The 17,671-nt window shown below is 71.0% G+C and carries 14 protein-coding genes; 7 read left to right on the forward strand and 7 right to left on the reverse strand.

All coding sequences use genetic code 11. The features are described 5' to 3' along the window. Positions 1-17: 17 nt before the first annotated feature. From LG634_RS25600 to LG634_RS25610, 3 genes are read right to left on the reverse strand one after another with little or no spacing between them, the layout of a single operon-like run. The gene (locus LG634_RS25600) at positions 18-1,055 is read right to left on the reverse strand and encodes a BtrH N-terminal domain-containing protein (protein ID WP_226736735.1); all 1,038 of its coding nucleotides are present in this window, start codon (positions 1,053-1,055) and stop codon (positions 18-20) included. Between the two features lies 1 nt (position 1,056). Beyond that, positions 1,057-1,770 carry a beta-sandwich domain-containing protein gene (locus tag LG634_RS25605; protein WP_226736737.1) on the reverse strand — a complete coding sequence of 238 codons (714 nt, stop codon included), beginning with the start codon at positions 1,768-1,770 and terminating at the stop codon, positions 1,057-1,059. A 38-nt stretch (positions 1,771-1,808) separates the two neighbouring features. After that, a complete protein-coding gene (locus LG634_RS25610) occupies positions 1,809-2,540 on the reverse strand; it encodes a sulfotransferase-like domain-containing protein (RefSeq protein ID WP_226736740.1) in 732 nt (243 codons plus the stop codon). Between the two features lie 252 nt (positions 2,541-2,792). Between LG634_RS25610 and lysX the strand changes: the two genes are divergently transcribed. The 5 genes from lysX to LG634_RS25635 are packed head-to-tail and all read left to right on the forward strand — an operon-like array spanning position 2,793 to position 11,075. After that, positions 2,793-3,665: a lysine biosynthesis protein LysX gene (gene lysX, locus LG634_RS25615; protein WP_226736741.1), complete on the forward strand. Its 873-nt coding sequence runs from the start codon at positions 2,793-2,795 to the stop codon at positions 3,663-3,665. A gap of 2 nt (positions 3,666-3,667) precedes the next feature. Beyond that, positions 3,668-4,828 (forward strand): M20/M25/M40 family metallo-hydrolase, encoded by a 1,161-nt coding sequence (locus tag LG634_RS25620; protein WP_226736743.1) that lies wholly within the window; start codon positions 3,668-3,670, stop codon positions 4,826-4,828. Between the two features lie 5 nt (positions 4,829-4,833). Next, positions 4,834-8,871 (forward strand): non-ribosomal peptide synthetase, encoded by a 4,038-nt coding sequence (locus LG634_RS25625; RefSeq protein WP_226736764.1) that lies wholly within the window; start codon positions 4,834-4,836, stop codon positions 8,869-8,871. 10 nt (positions 8,872-8,881) lie between these two features. Continuing rightward, entirely contained in the window at positions 8,882-10,033 is a 1,152-nt protein-coding gene (locus LG634_RS25630; protein ID WP_226736745.1) for an acyl-CoA dehydrogenase family protein, read from the forward strand. A gap of 1 nt (position 10,034) precedes the next feature. After that, positions 10,035-11,075, forward strand: coding sequence for an acyl-CoA dehydrogenase family protein (locus LG634_RS25635; RefSeq protein ID WP_226736746.1), 1,041 nt, complete (start codon positions 10,035-10,037; stop codon positions 11,073-11,075). Positions 11,076-11,108: 33 nt separating this feature from the next. On the opposite strand, the gene LG634_RS25640 is transcribed toward LG634_RS25635, so the two are convergent. The 4 genes from LG634_RS25640 to LG634_RS25655 all read right to left on the reverse strand — a co-directional run bounded on the left by LG634_RS25640 (position 11,109) and on the right by LG634_RS25655 (position 16,347). Beyond that, positions 11,109-11,822, reverse strand: coding sequence for a response regulator (locus LG634_RS25640; RefSeq protein WP_226736748.1), 714 nt, complete (start codon positions 11,820-11,822; stop codon positions 11,109-11,111). 27 nt (positions 11,823-11,849) lie between these two features. Further along, a complete protein-coding gene (locus tag LG634_RS25645) occupies positions 11,850-12,026 on the reverse strand; it encodes a hypothetical protein (RefSeq protein ID WP_226736750.1) in 177 nt (58 codons plus the stop codon). 127 nt (positions 12,027-12,153) lie between these two features. Then, positions 12,154-15,045 carry an AfsR/SARP family transcriptional regulator gene (locus tag LG634_RS25650; protein ID WP_372482490.1) on the reverse strand — a complete coding sequence of 964 codons (2,892 nt, stop codon included), beginning with the start codon at positions 15,043-15,045 and terminating at the stop codon, positions 12,154-12,156. A 282-nt stretch (positions 15,046-15,327) separates the two neighbouring features. After that, on the reverse strand, positions 15,328-16,347 hold the full coding sequence (locus LG634_RS25655; RefSeq protein ID WP_226736754.1) for an ATP-grasp domain-containing protein: 1,020 nt from the start codon (positions 16,345-16,347) through the stop codon (positions 15,328-15,330). Positions 16,348-16,641: 294 nt separating this feature from the next. Between LG634_RS25655 and LG634_RS25660 the strand changes: the two genes are divergently transcribed. Together LG634_RS25660 and LG634_RS25670 are read left to right on the forward strand one after the other, a co-directional pair. Then, positions 16,642-17,190, forward strand: a complete 549-nt coding sequence (locus LG634_RS25660) for a DUF1062 domain-containing protein (protein ID WP_226736756.1) — start codon at positions 16,642-16,644, stop codon at positions 17,188-17,190. A gap of 211 nt (positions 17,191-17,401) precedes the next feature. Further along, on the forward strand, positions 17,402-17,671 hold a 270-nt coding region (locus tag LG634_RS25670; protein WP_264203569.1), incomplete at its 3' end, for a hypothetical protein.

Consider the following 17,671-nt stretch of genomic DNA (forward strand, 5'->3'; position numbering starts at 1 on the left):
GGTCGGTCCGGGTGGGGTCACAGCCGTGCCGCCGCCGCGCCGACGGCGTCGATCGCGCGCGCGTAGGCACCGCGCAGCAGCGTGGCGTGGTGCGAGATGTCGGCCGTGACCGCGCGCGGTGCGTCGAGGCCGTGCGCGCCGGTGAACCGCAGGCCGGTCCACGCGTGGGCAACGGACTCGACCGCGCGGCCCGCCCCGGCGAGCACCGGGTCGTCCCAGTCACGGCCGCAGCGGCGCAGCAGTTCGCCGTGGAGCGAGGCCTGGGCCTGCATGGCCCAGCCGAACGGGTACAGCTCGCGCAGCGCTCCCGCGTCCCCGGCCCGGCACCGCTCTGCCAGTTCCGCGGCGAACGCGTCGTACCCGGAGAGCCCCGTACGGGCGGAGGTCTCCGTGGTGAAGCCCTCGGTGTTGGCGCGCAGGTATCCGCCCAGCAGCTCCGGTGTCAGGGGCGCCGGTTGCGTGCCGAGACGGACGTCGAGGCAGCGCCGGCCGATCTTCGAGTCGCTGAAGAAGGCGTCCTGCACGTCGGTGGGATTGGCCGAGCCCCAGCTGCGCAGGAACGCCTGGATGGGAACGGCGCCGCGAAAGGCGGGCGGCATCGCGTCCGAGACGTGGACCACGCCACGCGTCTCGTCCAGACCGTGGATCACCACGAGGTGCGCGGCGTGCACATCCCCGTACGCGGGCCTGAACGGCAGGTGGAAATTGTCCACGGCGGCGATGACGAGCCGGTCGGCGGCCAGCTGCTCGCGCACCTCCCGCCACACGTCGTCCTCGTCCGCGGGCTGCCACCAGCGGGCGCCCAGATCGTGGTGCGGGGCGAGGGCACGGCCCAGGTCCCCGTCGGCGCACGGGTAGTAGAACTCTTCGGACCTGACGTCTCCCGGCACGTGCAGGAACTCCCAGCCTGCGCCGAGCACGGCCAGCGGGTCGGCGCCCGCCCGGGCCAGCACCGAACCGAACGTGGCCTGCAGGCAGCTGATGAGGTCGCGATACCAGAGCTCGGGTTCAGGACCGGTGATCGTGTACGTACGTGCCGTCGCCTCGACGGTCATGTCAGGACTCCGTCCGCTGCAGGGTGAGGGCGAAGACATGCACCGCGACGTTGCGGGGCAGCAGGATGCCGGTGAGACCGGCGCGCCGGGTCACCGGGACCCGCTGCGCCCACATGACCGCAGGGATGCCGCGCTGCACGTGGTGCGGGTAGTGCATGACGAGGCTCTCGAAAGCCCTGACCTCTCCGAACCACGGAGGTGCCGCCCAGAAGTCGGAGACCCGGAGCGCTTCCGCGTCGACCGAGCCGTCGGCGAAGTTCAGCTCGACGGTGTCCTCGCTGCGGCGTTCGGACGCCGCCAGCACATGGATCCAGTCGTAACGGCCCTCGGGGACACGGATGAACTGCCCGGCGCAGCGAATGTTGTCCGGCCCTTCACAGACCGGGGGGAACTCAAAGGGAACGCCGTCCACGTGGACGAGACTTCCGCCCGCGGGCAGGTATTCGGCGGCAAAAGAGTTCCTCCACACATTGAATGCGCCCGCGCCGGTCTCCGTCGCCGCCGAAATGGCCGTGTTGTTGCGATGGCCGGAGATGTCGACCGTGTCGTACAGTCCGATTCCGGCGGGGAGTGCCGAGATTTCCGTCAAGTGACCCACCTCATTACAGACCTCCTCAAGTCTCAGCAGCCCGGGGCTGCCGAGGACCGGACGGTCAGTCCTTCCTTTCGCCCACGCCCTGAGCGTCTTGAATTCTCGAAATGCCGCTCTGTGCACCCGCCGGACAATCGCCCTGTCCGTTCCTGCCCGCGGACTCACGGCCGCAGCGCGGCAGCACGCAGCTTCTCGTAGTACGGCATGTGGTGGTCGCGGTAGGCGCTCAGGGTCGGGTTCGCCGCGACGATCTCGGCCGACCCGTCCGAAGTGCGCGCGAAGCCGGCGGTCCGGCTGGTCGACTGGTGCCACTTGCTGGTCGACTGCCACTCCGCGCGCATGCCCGGCTGCCAGGTCAGCGCCTCCGGGACGAAGGGGATCCCCACCGCCTCGCAGTACGCGCGCACCGTCTCGGCCGGGCGGTCGAGCAGATCGTCGGAGTCGATCACGACCGGCGTGGTCCCGGTGGCGGCCTGCACCGCGGCGAAGATCTCGTACAGCCGGGCGAAGCCGATCTCGTCACGGCCGAGGTCGGGGTTGAGCTTGTGGTGCGAGGCGATGGCCTCGGCCGGATCGCGGATGATGAACGTGTGGGTCGCGGCCGCGAGGAATTCCTCGTCGGCGAGGAGCGCCGGATAGTGGAAGTCCGTCGTGTCCTTGAAGAACACCGGCTTGTCCGCAGCGATCGCGCGCAGCGCCGCGAGCACGTCCTGCTCATTGTGCGCGATCCGGTCGCCGACCTCCACCTCGCCGAAGTCGACCACCCGGGAGAGCGGTTCGTGCACAACGGCGTGGTCGTCGCGCTCGGCCATCATCCGCGCGAACGCGGTGGACCGGCAGCGCGGCGCGCTCCACAGGGCGAGTACCGGGATCCGCTCCGGTGTGTTTCCCACGATTCCCCCATTTTCCTCGGTGTGCCGCGAACTCATTCGGCAGATATCGAAATCCGGTCCAGCGTGACACAGCGCGGACGGGCGCCGGGTAATCAGAGTTCGCAACCGTATGGGGGGAACGTCAACGCGATGCGTCCCCATGACTGAGCTTGGCTCGGACGCGCATGATTCCGGCGCACTCGTAGTTTGCCTTCCACGCGGCAAGCTCGATTGCGGCGTCCAGTCCATCAGTGGTTCACATCTGGAGGTCACGTGTCAGCGACGTCGGAGCGCCCAGGTGACCGCAGGGTCGCGGTGCTCGCCAGCAGGGTCGGGGCGGACGAGAAGAGGCTGTTCGACGCGTTCGACCGGCGGGGTGTCCCCTTCGACCACGTCGACACGCGCAGCCAGTGGTTCGCGGCCGGCCGGCACGCCCTGCCCTGGGGTCTTGCACTGAACCGGGAGATCGGTCAGTTCCGCGCGGCTTATGCGGCCCGCTGCCTCACCGCCGCGGGCGTCCACGTGGTCAACAGCACGGAGGCGACCGAGGTGTGCGGCGACAAGTGGCGCACCACCATGGCCCTGGAGGCGGCCGGGGTGGCGACACCGCGCACCGCGCTCGGCCTCACTCCGCAGGCCGCGCTGGCCGCCCTGGACTCCATCGGGTACCCGGCCGTCATCAAGCCACTGGTCGGCTCGTGGGGCCGGCTGGTGGTCCCGCTGCACGACCGCGCCGGTGCGGAAGGGGTCCTCGAGTACGCCGCCGCGCTGTCCGGACCCCAGTCGCACCTCGGATACGTGCAGGAGCTGATCGAAAAGCCCGGCCGGGACATCAGGGTGATCGTGGTCGGCGGTCAGGTGCTGGGCGCCGTGTACCGGACCGGCGAGTCCCTGCGCACCAATGTCGCACTCGGTGGGCAGACCCGGCCGTGCGAGGTGACACCGGAGATCGACAAGCTCTCCCTCCAGGCGGCCGCCGCCGTCGGCGCCGACATCGCCGGTGTCGATCTGATCGAGGACCGCGACGGCCGGCTGCTGGTCCTGGAGGTCAACCACCGGGTCGAGTTCTCCGGCTTCCAATCCGCACTCGGCGACCAGGTCAACGTCGCGGACCACATCATCGACCACCTACTGGAACGAGCGTAACGATGAACTGGGCGTCCCCTCTCCGGCCGCCGCAACAGCGCGGCCACCTCGGTTCCTCGCACAAGGTCACCGAGACGTACGCCGCCGGGCTGCTGCGGGGGATGCTGGAGATCCCCTCTCCGTCCTACCAAGAGCGCGCGCTGGCCGACTACCTGGTCGGAGCGATGAAGGACCTGGGTTTCCGGGCGCACATCGACGGCGTGGGCAACGTGATCGGCGTGATCGAGCGCGGTGACGGCCCGACCGTGATGCTGCTCGGACACACGGACACCGTGTCCGGTCAGGTCCCGGTCCGCTCCGAGGACGGCCGGCTCTACGGCCGCGGTGCCGTGGACGCGAAGGGACCGCTCGCGACGATGATCTGCGCCGCGGCCGGCGCGGTGGACTTCCGCGGCCGGATCGTGGTGATCGGTGTCGTCGAGGAGGAGACCCCGCGCTCGCGTGGCGCGATGGCGATCCGAGCCACCCACGCCCGGCCGGACGCGCTGATCATCGGCGAACCGAGCGGCTGGTCGAGCGTGGTCCTCGGCTACAAGGGGAAGCTGGACCTGCGCTACACCGTCAAGTGTTCCGCCACCCACCCGAGCAACCCGGTACCGAAGGCGTCCGAGCTGGCCGTCACCTGCTGGGAGACACTGGTCGAACTGCTCGGACCCGACGCGAGCCACGGCGTGTTCGACCAGCCGGGTGCGACGTTGTGCCAGGTCAACGGCGACCTGACCTCGGCGACCGCGGACCTCAGCATCCGCATCCCCCCGGGATTCGACGTCGACGGGCTGGTGAGCACGCTGCGTGAGCGGCTGCCGGCCGGCACCCTCGAAGTGCTGAACTCGGTGGCTGCCTGCCGGGTGGGCCGGGCCGACCCGGCGGTCCGCGCGCTGGTGTCCGGCATCCGGCGCCTGCACGCCCGGCCACGTCTTGCGGTGAAGACGGCCACCTCGGACATGAACACCCTCGCCGAGGTCTGGGACATCCCCATGGCGACCTACGGCCCGGGCGACAGCAGTCTCGATCACGCGGACGACGAGCACATCGTGCTCTCGGACTACATGCGGGCCATCGACGTACTGACCATCGCCCTCTCGGAGTTGGCGCACCTGCCCGCACGCCCGGACGGCCGGCCGGCGGGCGAGGCGCCGCTGCGCATCAGGAGCCTCCGGTGACCGACATGACGCAGCGGATCGCCGCGCTGACCCCACAGCGCCGCGCGCGGTTCCTCGACGGGCTGCGCGAGCACGCGAAGGCCGTGGCGCGGCGCGGTCCGACCTCGCGCGGCGACACCGGCCCGACGCCGCTGTCGCACGCCCAGCGCTCCCTGCGGTTCCTCGGTCAGCCGGTCCCCGGCATCCCCCTGTGCCTGCGTCTTCGGGGCAGCCTCGACACGAACGTGCTGCGCGCGGCACTGGCTTCGGTCGTGGCCCGCCACGAGGCGCTGCGGACCGCGATCGTCGAGCGCGAGGGCGCCACGATGCAGGTCGTCGCCACCGAGGTCCCGGTCGACCTGCCTGTGATCGAAGCGGGGGACGTCGCGGCAGCACGGACCCTCCTCGCGCAACGGGCCGCCGAACCGTTCGACCTGGGCCGTACGCCCATGTGGCGCGCGGCACTGATCCGGGTCGAGCCGGACGATCACCTGTTCCTGCTCGACCTGCCGGCCGTCATCTGCGACACCCGCTCCCGCGGCGTTCTGATGCGTGAAATCGCGGCGTTCTACGAGGCCCTGGCCGACGGCGGCGCACCGAACCTGCCCGACGTTCCGGTGCAGTACCCGGACTACGCCCGGTGGCAGCACGACCGGCTCGACGGCGCCGCTCTGGACGAGATCGGCGCGTACTGGCGCAAGAAGCTGGCGGGCGCCGAGGTCCTGGAGTTCCCGACCGACCGGCCGCGCGGCGAGGCCCGCACCTTCGCGGCCGCCCGCGCCGGCTTCACCGTCGGGCGTGACGCCCTGGACCGGGCCGAGGAACTGGCCCGACAGGCCGGAGCGCAGCCGTACGACGTCCTCGTCGCAGCGTTCTGCACCCTGCTGCACCGCTACTCGGGCATCGACGACCTGGTGATCGGCTCGCCGGACGAGAACCGCCGCCACGACGCCGTGTCCTCGGCGGTCGGGCGCTTCACCGATCTGCGGGTACTGCGCGCGGACCTCTCCGGTGACCCGACCTTCCGCGAGCTGGTCCGGCGGATCGCGCGCGCGACCGCGGAGGCCGATGATCACGCCGGCCTGCCCTTCGACAAGCTGGTCGAAGCGGTGGACCCGGTCGTCGACCCGTCGCGCTCCCCCGTCTTCCAGATCGCGTTCGGCACGGCGGACGCGGACACCACGGCCGCCCTGCCCGGCATCCACACCTCGTACGAGGAGATTCCCGCCACCACCACGAGCCTGGACATGAGCTGGACTCTGATCCGGCCGGTGGAGCCCGGTACCGACGCGGTCCTCGCCATCGAGTTCAACACCGACCTGTTCGACGCCGAGAGCATCGCCCGGTTCGCCCGGCACTACGACGGACTGCTGCACACCCTGACCGGCGCCCCGGACACCCGGCCGGCCGCGGCGGAGATGCTGAGCCCCGCGGACAAGCTGTTCCTCGCCGAGGCCGCCAAGGGCCCGGTGCGGCCCGTTCGCGAGTCCACTGTGGTCGCGGAGTTCGAGGCGCGGGCGGCGGAGACCCCGGACGGCGTGGCCGTCGTCGTTTCCGGTGTCGAGACCTGCTACGCCGAGCTCAACGCCCGGGCGAACCGGCTCGCCGCCCTGCTGCGCGAGCACGGTGTGGAGCCGGGGGCCCGGGTCGGCCTGTGCCTGCGCAGGGATCTGGACCTGCCCACCGCGATCCTTGCGGTGCTCAAGGCCGGCGCGGCCTACGTGCCGCTCGACCCGGCGCATCCCCCGGGGCGCGTCGCCGAGATCACCGCCGACGCCCGGCTGCGGGTGGTGCTCGCGCACCCCGAGGCAGGCAGGGCCGTGAGCGAGGTCGGCGCTCCCGTCGTGGTACTGGACGAGGTCCGCGACGAACTGGCGGGGCTGCCCTGCGACAACCCGCCACTCGCGGCGGGACCCGACGACATCGCGTACGTCATCTACACCTCCGGCAGCACCGGCAAGCCGAAGGGCGTGCTCCTCGAGCACCGCGGAGTCGTCAATTTCATCGACTCCGCACGCGAGCTGTTCGAGCTGACACCGGCCGACCGGGTGCTCGGGTTCGCCTCGTCGACCTTTGACGTCTCCGTCTTCGAGACGTTCTCGGCGCTGCTGACCGGGGCCCGCCTGTACCTCGCGACCGGCGAGGAACGGCTGTCGGTCGACCGGCTCCAAGCGCTGATGGAGCAGGCCCGCATCACCGTCATCGACCTGCCCCCGACCGTGATGCCGCTGCTGACGCCGGAGAACTTCCCCGACCTGCGGATCGCGTTCGTCGGCGGCGAGGCGTTCAGCGGTGAGCTGGTGAACCGGTGGAACCGGGGCCGGCGCCTGTTCAACGGCTACGGGCCGACCGAGTGCACCGTGACGATGATCGTCGAGGAGTGCGGCGGCACCTGGGACGCCTCCCCGCCGATCGGCCTGCCCATGACCAACCACGTGGCGCACGTCCTCGACCGCGAACTGCGCCAGGTCCCGATCGGCACACCCGGTGAACTCGTGATCGGCGGCGCGGGGTTGGCGCGCGGCTACCTCAACCGCGACGAGCTGACCGCCGAGAAGTTCGTCCCCGACCCGTTCGGCACCGCACCCGGTGGCCGCCTCTACCGGACCGGGGACCTGGTGAAGCGGCTTCCCGACGGACGCCTCGTCTTCCTCGGCCGCATCGACCAGCAGGTCAAGATCCGCGGTCTGCGGATCGAACTGGGCGAGGTGGAGTCGGCGCTGACCGGCTTCGGAGGGATCGGTCCGGTCAGCGTCCGGGCGTGGAGCGATGACAACGGGGACAAGCACCTGGTCGGGTACCTGACCGGGGTCACCGAGCAGCAGGTGCCCGCCGTGCGCGAGCATCTGGGCGCGCTCCTGCCCTCGTACATGATTCCGTCGTTCTTCGTGGTCCGCGACGAGCTGCCGCTGACCAGCAGCGGCAAGGTCGACTGGCGCAGGCTGCCCGCCCCCGACCTGAGCCGGGCGGGTGGGGGGTACGGCGCCGGGTCTCTGACCGGGACGGAACGCACGCTGCTGCACGACGTGCTCACCCCGCTGCTGCGCGACGACCGGATCGGCGTGCACGACGACTTCTTCCTGGCGGGCGGCAACAGCCTCCAGGCCGTCCAGCTGATGTCGGCGATCAACCGCAGGTTCGGTGTGGAGATCGCGCTCGGCGATTTCTTCGCCTCCCCCACGGTCGCGCACCTGGCCGCCACCATCGACACCGTCCGCGCCGCGCGCCGCGACGAAGACGGCGACCCGCTCGACGCGCCGACGGGTACGTCCGGGCGGGATCCCGGCAGGGCACCGGTGGTGATGCGCGAGGCGGGCCCGGCGCAGGTGATCCTGCTGCACCCGTCGGGCGGCGAGCTGTTCTGCTACATCCCGCTGGCCAGGGCGCTGCGCGGCGGCATCGGCGTGACCGGCTTCGCCGCCGACCCGCGGGACACCGAGGTGCCCGCGCAGGAGGCGATGGCGGTCACCGCCGCACGGATCGCGCGTTCCCTGATCGAGACCGGTCTGCCCGCGTCGTGCTGTCTGGCCGGCTGGTCGTACGGGGGCGTGCTCGCCTTCGAAGTCGCCCGGCAGATCGAGGAGAAGACCGGGGAGCAGCCACCGGTGATCCTGCTCGACGCCGCCTATGACGAGGACTCCGTGCTCCTGGACGAGGCGACGGTGCGGCAGCGGTTCGTGCACGACGTCGCGCGGCTGACCGGACGCGAGGGCCCCGAGGTGGACGCGGTCCTCGACGACCCGGCCGCAGGGGTGGCCGGGGTCCGGGAGAGTCTCGCCGGCCTCGGCGTGGAGCTGGAGCTCACCGACCGGGAGCTGGCCGCCCGCTTCGCGACGTTCCGGTCCTCCGCCCTGTCCATGCAGGCCTACCGCCCGCCGGCCCCCTACGGCGGACCGGTCACCGTGCTTGTCGCCTCCTCGCACATCGCCATGGAAGAGCAGTGGCGGGCGGTGTGCACGGGCCCGTTCCGGACCGAGCGCGTGCCCGGCGATCACTACACCCTGTTCACCCGGTCTGCGCTCGGCCGGGTCGTCGCGGCGATCGAAGAGACGCTCGCCTCCTGAGGAGACACACATGCGGTTCGGATTCACAGAGGAGCAGGAGCGGTTCCGGGCGGACGTGCGGAAGACCCTGCGCTCCGCAGAGGTACAGGCCGCGGCGGCCGCGGCCACCGGCGCGTACGGCGTCGAGCCCGACGGGCGCCCGCTCTACCGGATGCTCGGCGAGCTGGGCCTGCTCACCGTGCACTGGCCCGTCGAGTACGGCGGCCGGGGCCGCTCACCGGCCGATGCCGCGATCGTCGCCGAGGAGCTGGTGCGCGCAGGCGTACCGGACACCTTCCACGTCAACACCGTCCAGATCGTGGGCCAGTTCCTGCTGATGGCGGGCAGCGACGAACAGAAGCGGCGGTATCTGCCCGCCATCGCCCGCGGCGAGAGCTTCGCATCGGTTCTCTACACGGAGCCCGACGCGGGCTCCGACCTGGGCGCGCTGCGGGCGGTGGCCGAGCCGGACGGAGACGGCTACCGCATCACCGGCACGAAGGTGTTCAGCCTGAAGACCCGGTTCGTCGACCTCGGCCTGTGCGCCGCCCGTACGACACCGGGCGCGGGCAAGTACCAGGGCATCAGCCTGTTCCTGGTCGACATGCGGGCCCCTGGTGTGACGGTGTCGACGATCCCCGGTGTCGGCGACGAGCACTTCCACCGCGTGGATCTCGACGCGGTCGCGGTGCCGGGCACGAACCTCCTCGGTCCGCGCGACGAGGGCTGGCCGCTGCTCAACGAGGCCCTCGCCATCGAACGCACCGGTCTGGACTACCACTTGAAGGCGGAACGCTGGCTGGACGCCGCCCTCGAAGCCCTGGCGGACGGCGGCCCCGAGTCCGTGTCCGACGGACGCCTGGAACAGATCGGACGCTGGCACGGCATGCTGACCGCCGACCACGTCCTCGCCTGGGAGGTCCTCACCGGGATCGCGGCGGACCGGGTCGATCAGGTCTCGACAGCGGTCGCCAAATATCACAGCAGCGAACTCGCCCAGTCGATCGCGGTCTGGGCCGCCGGCATCCCGAGCCCGGAGCAGCGGGCGAACCGCACCGGAGCGGCCACGACCCTGGAGTCCGCCTACCGGGAGGCACCCGGGCTCACGCTCTCGGCGGGGACCTCGGAAGTGATGCTCCAGATCATGGCCGCCTCGCTCGACTCCATCGGACAGGAAGACTGACATGGACCTCACCCCGGACCCGCTCGCCGGCCGGCTGCGCAAGGCCCTGCGTGCGGGGCTTGCCGGCGTCCCTGCCCGGATCGAGCTGCACGGCGCCCCGGTGACCGACGGCTCCGGCGGCCCGACCCGTACGGTGCTCGACGCGCTGGAGGCGGCCGACTTCGAACGCCCGGCCGGCGCCGGCGGACTCGACCTGGGGCTGAGTGCCGGCGTCCTGGTCGGCGAGGAGCTCGGCCGTGCGGCACGCGGCAACTCCTACCGGGCCGACGCGTTCGCCGCCGACCTGGGCGTCAGCGTGCCGGGCGCGGCCCTGGCCGGCCTCGAAGCCCTGCCCACCGGCAGCGGGATCACCGCGGCGCCGCGGGCCGGCGGCTGGGAGCTGACCGGCACGGCCACCGTCGACGACGTGGGCGCGAGCCTGTTTCTGGTGGCCACCGAGGTCGACGGCGCTCCGGTGTTCGTCGCGGTGGAGCGCGGGGCGCACGGCGTCACCCCGCAGGACGGGTGCTGGCCGCCGGCCGTCCGGTTCGAGGCCACCCCGATCACCACGGCAGGCATCGTCGGTGCCCTGGACGACGCGCCCACCGGTCCGCTCGCGCGCGCACGGCTGCGGCAGGCCGCCTACCTGCTGGGCATCGCCGACGGCGCGCATCGCACCGCCGTGGAATACGCCTGTTCCCGGCAGCAGTTCGGCACCAGGCTGCGCGACCTGCCGGCGGTGTCGTTCCCCTTGGCGCGCGCGATGGTGGCGCTGCGTGCGACGAGGGCGGCCGTCCACCGAGGGGCCTGGCTGGTCGACTACGAGCCGGACGCCGTCCGCACCTCGCCGCTCTCGGCGCTGGCGATGGCCTCCGAGACCGCGCGGGACGTCGTGCGTCTGAGCATGCAGAGCTGCGGGGTGCGCGCGATGACGTCGGAACTGGGCCTGCACCGGTACTTCCGGCTGGCCGCAGCCGAGTCCGCCCGGTACGGAGATCCCGCCGTGCTCTGGCGGATGGTCGGTGCCGACCGGGTCCGGTCGGCCCGGCGTGCCGCCGCCTGACCGGAGCTCCGGGTGGCGGCGGCCGGCCGCGGGTCAACTGGCGCGCAGGCCGCCCATCGACAGCATTCTCTCGTCGCCGAGGGACCGGCCATCCGAGTGGATCAGTCCGGTCCGGTATGCCAGTGACACGAGCTCGGCCCGGTCGCGGACGCCGAGCTTGGTACGCACCCGGTAGAGATGGGTTCTGACCGTGGCCTCGCCGATGATCAGTTCGCGGGCCACGTCCTCGGTGGACATGCCCTGGGCCACCATCCGCGTCACTTCCCGTTCCCGTGGAGTCAGCTCGGTCACCTCCGGACACGTTTCGGCCTTCTGCGGCTCCGGCTGCGCACGGAACCAGGCGACCAGGCGCTGTGCGATGTTCGGCGCGAGCATGGTCTGGCCGGCGGCCGCCCCGTGGATCGCGTTGATCAGCTCCTGAGGACTCACGTCCTTGCCCAGCAGACAGCTCGCGCCGGCGTGCAGCACGTCGCTCACCGTCTCATCGGTGTCCGTCGCGGTGAACACGACGACGTTGGGCGACTCGTCTTCCTGGCCGAGTCTGCGGATCATCTCAAGGCCGGAGATGGTCTGGAGGTTCAGATCTGTGACCACGACATCGGGCCGCATGGTGCGCACCAGGACGATGGCTTCCATACCGTTGGGAGTCGTGCCGATCACGTCGATGTCCGGGACCGCGTCGAGGAGGGTCCTGAGACCGTCGGCGATCACGGGCAGCTGATCACAGATGAGCACCCGAATGGTCATTGTGTTGCCCCCGTAAAAAGAAGTGACTCAGCCGTTGCCGTGGTCTGACTCGGACGTGCTCGCGACCGGGTCCGTCAGGAGCTCGGAGGCGGCGGCGCGATGCCCGACCGTCTGCTGCGCGTCGGTGTCGGCGGAAACCGCCGGTCCACCCAGGAGCGCCCCGAGCGCGAGGGCGGAGGAAGCGATGGCAGAGGTGAAACGCATGAGGAACTCCTTTGAAGGACACGCCGTTTCGGCTCCGCTGATCTTCGCAATCGCCCTTCCCGGCCGGTTCCCCTCCGAGCACCCGCTCAGTCCCCCGCGGGCGGAGTGCCCCACGCACACGCAGGACTCACCGCGCGGTCTGCGGCACCTTCATGAGGGAGAAGAGGTCCTCCGCCGCCGAACGGTGCTGTCGGGCCAGCTGGAGATGGCCCTGTGCCTCGGTGGTGCGGGCGAGGTCCCACAGCGCGCACGCCTCGTCGTAGCGCAACTCCATGCGGCAGGCGATCTCGTGGGCCAGGCGCTGCTGAGCCAGCGCCGTGTCCAGGTCGCCCTGCGCGTACCGCACCCGCCCCGCCGAGAGGTGCACCGTGGCGCGGTTGATGTCGTCCGTGCTGCTCGTGGCCCTGGACAGCGCGTGGTCGGCGCTCTCTGCCGCTTCGTCCAGCGCTCCCATGCGCACCAGCACATCGGCTCGGCGGGCGAGTACGAGCGGCAGCGCCGCGGGCATGCCGATCTGCTGGCACCGTTCCAGCGCCGCGTCGGCCCGGGCGAGCGCGTCCTCGAAGCGGCCCAGGCCCTCGATCGCCTGGGAAAGGTAGCTCAGGGCGGTCACGGAGAGCTGGATCTCCTCGATGGAGTCGAAGATGGCCACTGCCCGCTCCGCAGACTCCATCGCCTCCTCGAACCGCCCGAGCCGCACCTGGATCAGGCTCAGCATGCTGAGCGACGAGCCGTCGAGGCGGGTGAAACCGAGTTCCCGGGCGCGTCTGCCGACCTCTTGGTTCAGCCGGAGCGCATGTTCAAGCTCCCCCATGCTGCTGTACGTCTGCCCCAGCCGGGCCTGGCACTCCACCTCGGAGTACTCGTCGGCCATCTGCCGGGACAACCCGACGGCTTCCTCCAGCAGACCGACCGCGTCACGCAGCTGCCCGAGGCGCCACTTGCCCATGGCCAGGTTCATCAGGTTCAGCCGGAGCAACGAGCGGTCTCCGAGCCGCCGTGACGCGCTGACCCCCTTCTCCAGTGCCACGTTGGCGCTGGCGTCGTAGCCCCGGATGCTGGAGTGGAAGCCCAGCTCACGCGGCAGCCGCGCGGCATGCCACAGCAGTCCCCCGTCGTGCGCCGCGTCCACCGCCGCCAGAAGGCTGCCACGGTGCTGGTCGAGCCACTGGAGCGCCTTCTCCTTGTGCTCGAACTCGCGGGCCGCCGAGTGCTCTTCGCCGCCCTCGATGCGGCGCCGCCCGGGAAACACCGTGTCGCACGCGTGTTCTGCCATGTGCAGGTAGTGGTCCAGGAGCCGCTGCATCGCCACCCCGTCCCCCGGCTCCCGCTGTCCTTGCGCGATGCGTTGCACGAAGCTGCGCACGAGGTCGTGCAGCCCGTACACCCCCGGCTCCCTGGCTTCCAGCAGACGTGCGTCGACCAGTTCCTCCAGCGCGTCCTCGGCCGACAGGGCGTCCGTGTCCAGGAGGGCGGCGGCTTCGTGGATGTCCAGATAGCGCCCCGGGTGAAGGCCCAGGAGCCGGAAGGCGGACTGCTGGTCGGGAGGCATGGACTGGTACGACAGCAGCAGCGCGCCCGCAACGCCCCTGCCCTCGCTCGTGAGTTCGTCCAGGCGCCGGTTGTGGTCCCGCAGCCGGTCGGCGAGCCGCTGCACGGACCAGTGCGGACGGTTCGCCAGCCGGGCGGTGGCAATCCTGAGCGCAAGCGGGAGTCCCCCGCACAGTCGCAGGAGTTCCCGGGCTGCGTCCGGTTCCCTCTCGACGCGGTCGGCGCCGAGGGTGGCGCGCAGGAGCTGGTGGCTGTCGCGTTCCGGAAGGGCGCCCACGGAAAGCCACTCGACTCCGTCCAGCCCCGTCAGCCTCGGGCGGCTGGTGATGAGGACCAGGCTGTCGGAAGAGGTGGGGATCAGCGCACGCACCTGCTCGGAGGAGGCGGCGTTGTCCAGGATGAGCACCATGCGACGGCCCCGCATGTAGGACTGCCATCGCGCGGCACGCCCCGCGGACACCGCGGACACCTCCTCGCTCGGGATGCTGGCGGCGGCGAGCAGGTCGCCTTGTGCGTGGAACGCACTGAGCGGCGGCTGCCCCGGTGTGAAGCCGTGCAGGTCGATGAAGAGACTGCCGTCCGGATACTCGTCGGCCAGGTGATGGGCGGCGCGGACGGCCAGCGCCGTCTTGCCGCTTCCCCCCATGCCGTCGAGCGCCACGACCCGTGGTGCTCCTTCCGGGGCGCGTCCGGCCACATCACAGACCCACTCCAGTTCAGAGCGTCGGCCCGAGAAGTCGGGCACGTCGAACGGCAGTGTGTGGGGGGCCTCGGTCGCCCGCTGCGAGACGCGCGTCGACGAGCGTTCCGGACGGGCGAGCGACGGGTCCTGACGCAGCATGCGCTCGTGGAGTCCGGTCAGTTCCGCGCTGGGGTCGATGCCCAGCTCGTTCACGAGGCGGTCGCGCACGCGGCCGTACTCGTCCAGCGCTGCGGCCTGCTGCCCGGAGAGGTAGAGGGCGAGCATCAGCCGGCTGCGCAGTGTCTCGCGCAGGGGGTACTCGTCCACGAGGACCCGCAGCTCGCCCGTGACCTCGGCGGCCTCGCCCGCATCGATGCACAGGTCGTAGAGCTGTTCGGCAGCGGTGAGCCGCCGCTCCTCCAGGGCTGCCGAGGCTGCGTCGATCACCTGGCCGCCGGCGCCTGCCAGCACCGGCCCCCGCCACAGCGCCAACGCCTCGCGCAGCTGCGCCGCGGCACGCTCCGGCTGCCCCGCGTCCAGCGATTCCCTGGCCCGTCCCATCAGCTGCTGGTGGCGCAGCAGATCGAGTTGACCGGCCTTCACGACCGCGCGGTAGCCGGGACCGTCGGTTACGATGACCTCGGGGCCGCGGGGGATGCGGCTGCGCAGCTTGGCCACCGTCTTGCGTACCTGATGCTCGGCGCTGTCGGGCGGTTCTTCGCCCCAGCCGGCCGTCACCAGTCGGGAAACGGGCACCACGCGCCCGGCGTCGAGGAGCAGGGTCACGAGGACACGACGTTGCAGAGCGCCGTTGACGGGGATCAGGGCACTGCCGCTGCGTACTTCTAAGGAGCCCAGGATGGCGAATTCCGGGTCAAGATTCGTACCGTCGTCAGAAGTTGCCGATGTCACGATTCATGCCCCCGCCCCACGTCGGTCGGTGCCCACCCGCTAGACCAGACCATTCGAGCGCAGCATACAGCAGCGCATATACCGCAGGTCAGGGGTTTCTTCGGCACTCCGCACCGGGGTGCGGCGACCCGTTGCGAACGGCTGCGGGCAGGGTCGTCAGGATGTGGGACGGACGACGGCGACAAGATCTGATCGCGCCATGGCAACCCGTTCGCGGGTGAGTTCCGGTGTGTCACCGTCGACGACCACATAGGCGCGCAGGGAGCGCGGGTCACCGATGGGGGCGACCCTGTCGCCGATGCCGTAAGGAAAGCGAGCTCCGTGAACCCACGGGGTCACGGCGATGTCCTCCGTGCCGCTGCACGTCTCCAGGCGCCCGTCGGGCAGGGCGAAGAAGCCGACTTCGGCATACCGGGAAGGGCTCGGCACGTCCGGACGACTGCCTTGGAGGCCCGCGAAGACCGCCGCCTCCATGTCGAACCCGGACGCGATCTCGACGAGCAGGGGGATGCGGCCGTCACCGAGATGCGTTCGGCACGACACGATCCGCGGCCCGTACGGCAGCAGCGCCACCTGCGTGTGAGCCGGACCGGAACGGTATCCGCTCTTCGTCAGCCGTTCCTCGACCGCTGCCCCGATGGCCATGCGCTCATCGTCCGTCAGGGGTGCCGGATGGAGGTAGCCCGTCACGAAGAAGTGCGGCGAACCCGTGGTGCGTTGGCCCGTTATCCCCACGATGTGGTGGGTCCCGTCGACGGTCAGGGTCTCGACGCTCACCCTGGGGATCTCGGCCGGGAGCCAGTCGTCCACGCCTCCTTCGTACGCCCTGAGCCGGTGGTACACCGCCGGAGGGTTCGGGGTCAGGCCCAGCTTCCACGCCTCCCGGGCCACCGGCAGGACCGAGTCGCCGTGTCCGCAATGCAGCACGGCATCGATCCTGTGGTGCAGTGCAGTCCGCTCGACGGCATCGCGCAGTCCGTTCTCGTCGGCGAAGTCGAGGAGCAGCAGTTCCTCCGAGGCTTCCGCGACTCTCGGTGCAAAGTCGGTCTCGAGCTGCTTCGGATCCCACATCGACCAGATGCGGAAACCCAGCTCGGCGCCCTTCCGTACGAGCTGGTGACTGGGCATCACCAGAAGCAGTCTGGGCTGCGGACTTCTCGGGACGTGTGCACGCATGCGCATACTGTGCCCTGCGGTCTTCCCGCCCCGCTCCCCTCCTCTTCCCCCCGCCGGGCGTTGCCGGCGCCGCGCGGTCGGGCACCCCTTCACCGGAGCCGTGAGCGGACACCGCGGCCGTAAGCGCGATGCGCAGGGCCTGCAACGGGACGTAAACGTACGGCTTACCCGCGGCTGATCCTGACGCGGATGCCCCACGCGCGGCCCCGTCCGTAGCGTCGTCGTACTCACCGGACGGTCAGCGCGAGTCGACCCGATGTCACGGGTAACTCACACCGCAATAGGGGCATTTCTGTGCACGAAGACTGGACAGTCAAACCAGTACGTCTGCCACTCATCCGCCGCAGTTGCCAGGAATGTACGTCCGAGACCTTCCGGACGACCGGCAAGTTCCGCGTCAACGCGAACCACAAACTCCTCGACGTCTGGCTTCTCGCGCTCTGCACCCAGTGCGGCACCACCACGAAGATCGCCATCCTCGAGCGGACGCATGTCCGCTCGATACGGCCCGAGATGCTGGACCGGGCGCACGACAACGACCCCCGCCTGGCTGCCGAGCTGCTCCAGGACGGCGTCGTGCGGCGCCGTAACCACATCGCCCTCGACTGGAACGACGCCTGGCGGCTCGAAACCGGCGGATCGGAGTATCCGGAGGACGAGGCCATCGATGTCTCGGTGCGCTTTGAGGCCCAGATTCCGGTCCGGCCCATGCGCCTCATCGCCGAAGGCTGCGGTCTTTCGCGGGGCGAGGTCGAGCGACTGGTCGTGGACGGCAGGCTCGTATCGGCAGTCCGGCTGAGCGGAAAGCTCTCCAGCGACTTCACCTTCACGCTCAAGCGCTGAACCCGGCCCGCCGGAGGTCGAGCGCAAGGGGGCCACTGCGGAAGCAGTGGCCCCCTTGCGCTGCCCCGGGTTGCGGTGGGCGGGGGCGGCGGGCGGCGGGAAGCTCTGAATTCGCTCAACTCTCGGCCGTTTCAGCAGGTTTGGCGGGGCGGGCGGGTATCCCTACGGGTACGGGCGGCCCCTGGGGGGCCGGGGGTGGAGGGGGAGACGGATGCGGGACGGGCATCGGGGCGAGGCGGAGCAGGTGCTGGCACGGGCCGTCGAGGAGGAGGTGCGGCGGTCCGGCGGGCGGCTGGAGCAGGCGGCGCTGCTGACGCGCGGCCGACAGGAGCTCGACGCGATGGCCGCGGCCGCGGCCGCCGAGTACGCGGCGTGGACGGCGGCGCTGGACGCGGCGGCGGCCACCGAGCAGACGCTGGGCGAGGCCCTGCGGCGCGGCGGCGCGTCGACGGCGGTGCTGGCGACGGCCGTGGCCGCGGCC

Source organism: Streptomyces bambusae (assembly GCF_020532645.1).
GTDB lineage: Bacteria > Actinomycetota > Actinomycetes > Streptomycetales > Streptomycetaceae > Streptomyces > Streptomyces bambusae.

Bases quoted from the DNA above. Each gene is read 5' to 3' on its own strand.
- LG634_RS25600 (WP_226736735.1), bottom strand. From the start codon at position 1,055: ATGACCGTCGAGGCGACGGCACGTACGTACACGATCACCGGTCCTGAA.
- LG634_RS25620 (WP_226736743.1), top strand. From the start codon at position 3,668: ATGAACTGGGCGTCCCCTCTCCGGCCGCCGCAACAGCGCGGCCACCTC.
- LG634_RS25625 (WP_226736764.1), top strand. From the start codon at position 4,834: ATGACGCAGCGGATCGCCGCGCTGACCCCACAGCGCCGCGCGCGGTTC.
- LG634_RS25630 (WP_226736745.1), top strand. From the start codon at position 8,882: ATGCGGTTCGGATTCACAGAGGAGCAGGAGCGGTTCCGGGCGGACGTG.
- LG634_RS25635 (WP_226736746.1), top strand. From the start codon at position 10,035: ATGGACCTCACCCCGGACCCGCTCGCCGGCCGGCTGCGCAAGGCCCTG.
- LG634_RS25640 (WP_226736748.1), bottom strand. From the start codon at position 11,822: ATGACCATTCGGGTGCTCATCTGTGATCAGCTGCCCGTGATCGCCGAC.
- LG634_RS25645 (WP_226736750.1), bottom strand. From the start codon at position 12,026: ATGCGTTTCACCTCTGCCATCGCTTCCTCCGCCCTCGCGCTCGGGGCG.
- LG634_RS25655 (WP_226736754.1), bottom strand. From the start codon at position 16,347: ATGCGTGCACACGTCCCGAGAAGTCCGCAGCCCAGACTGCTTCTGGTG.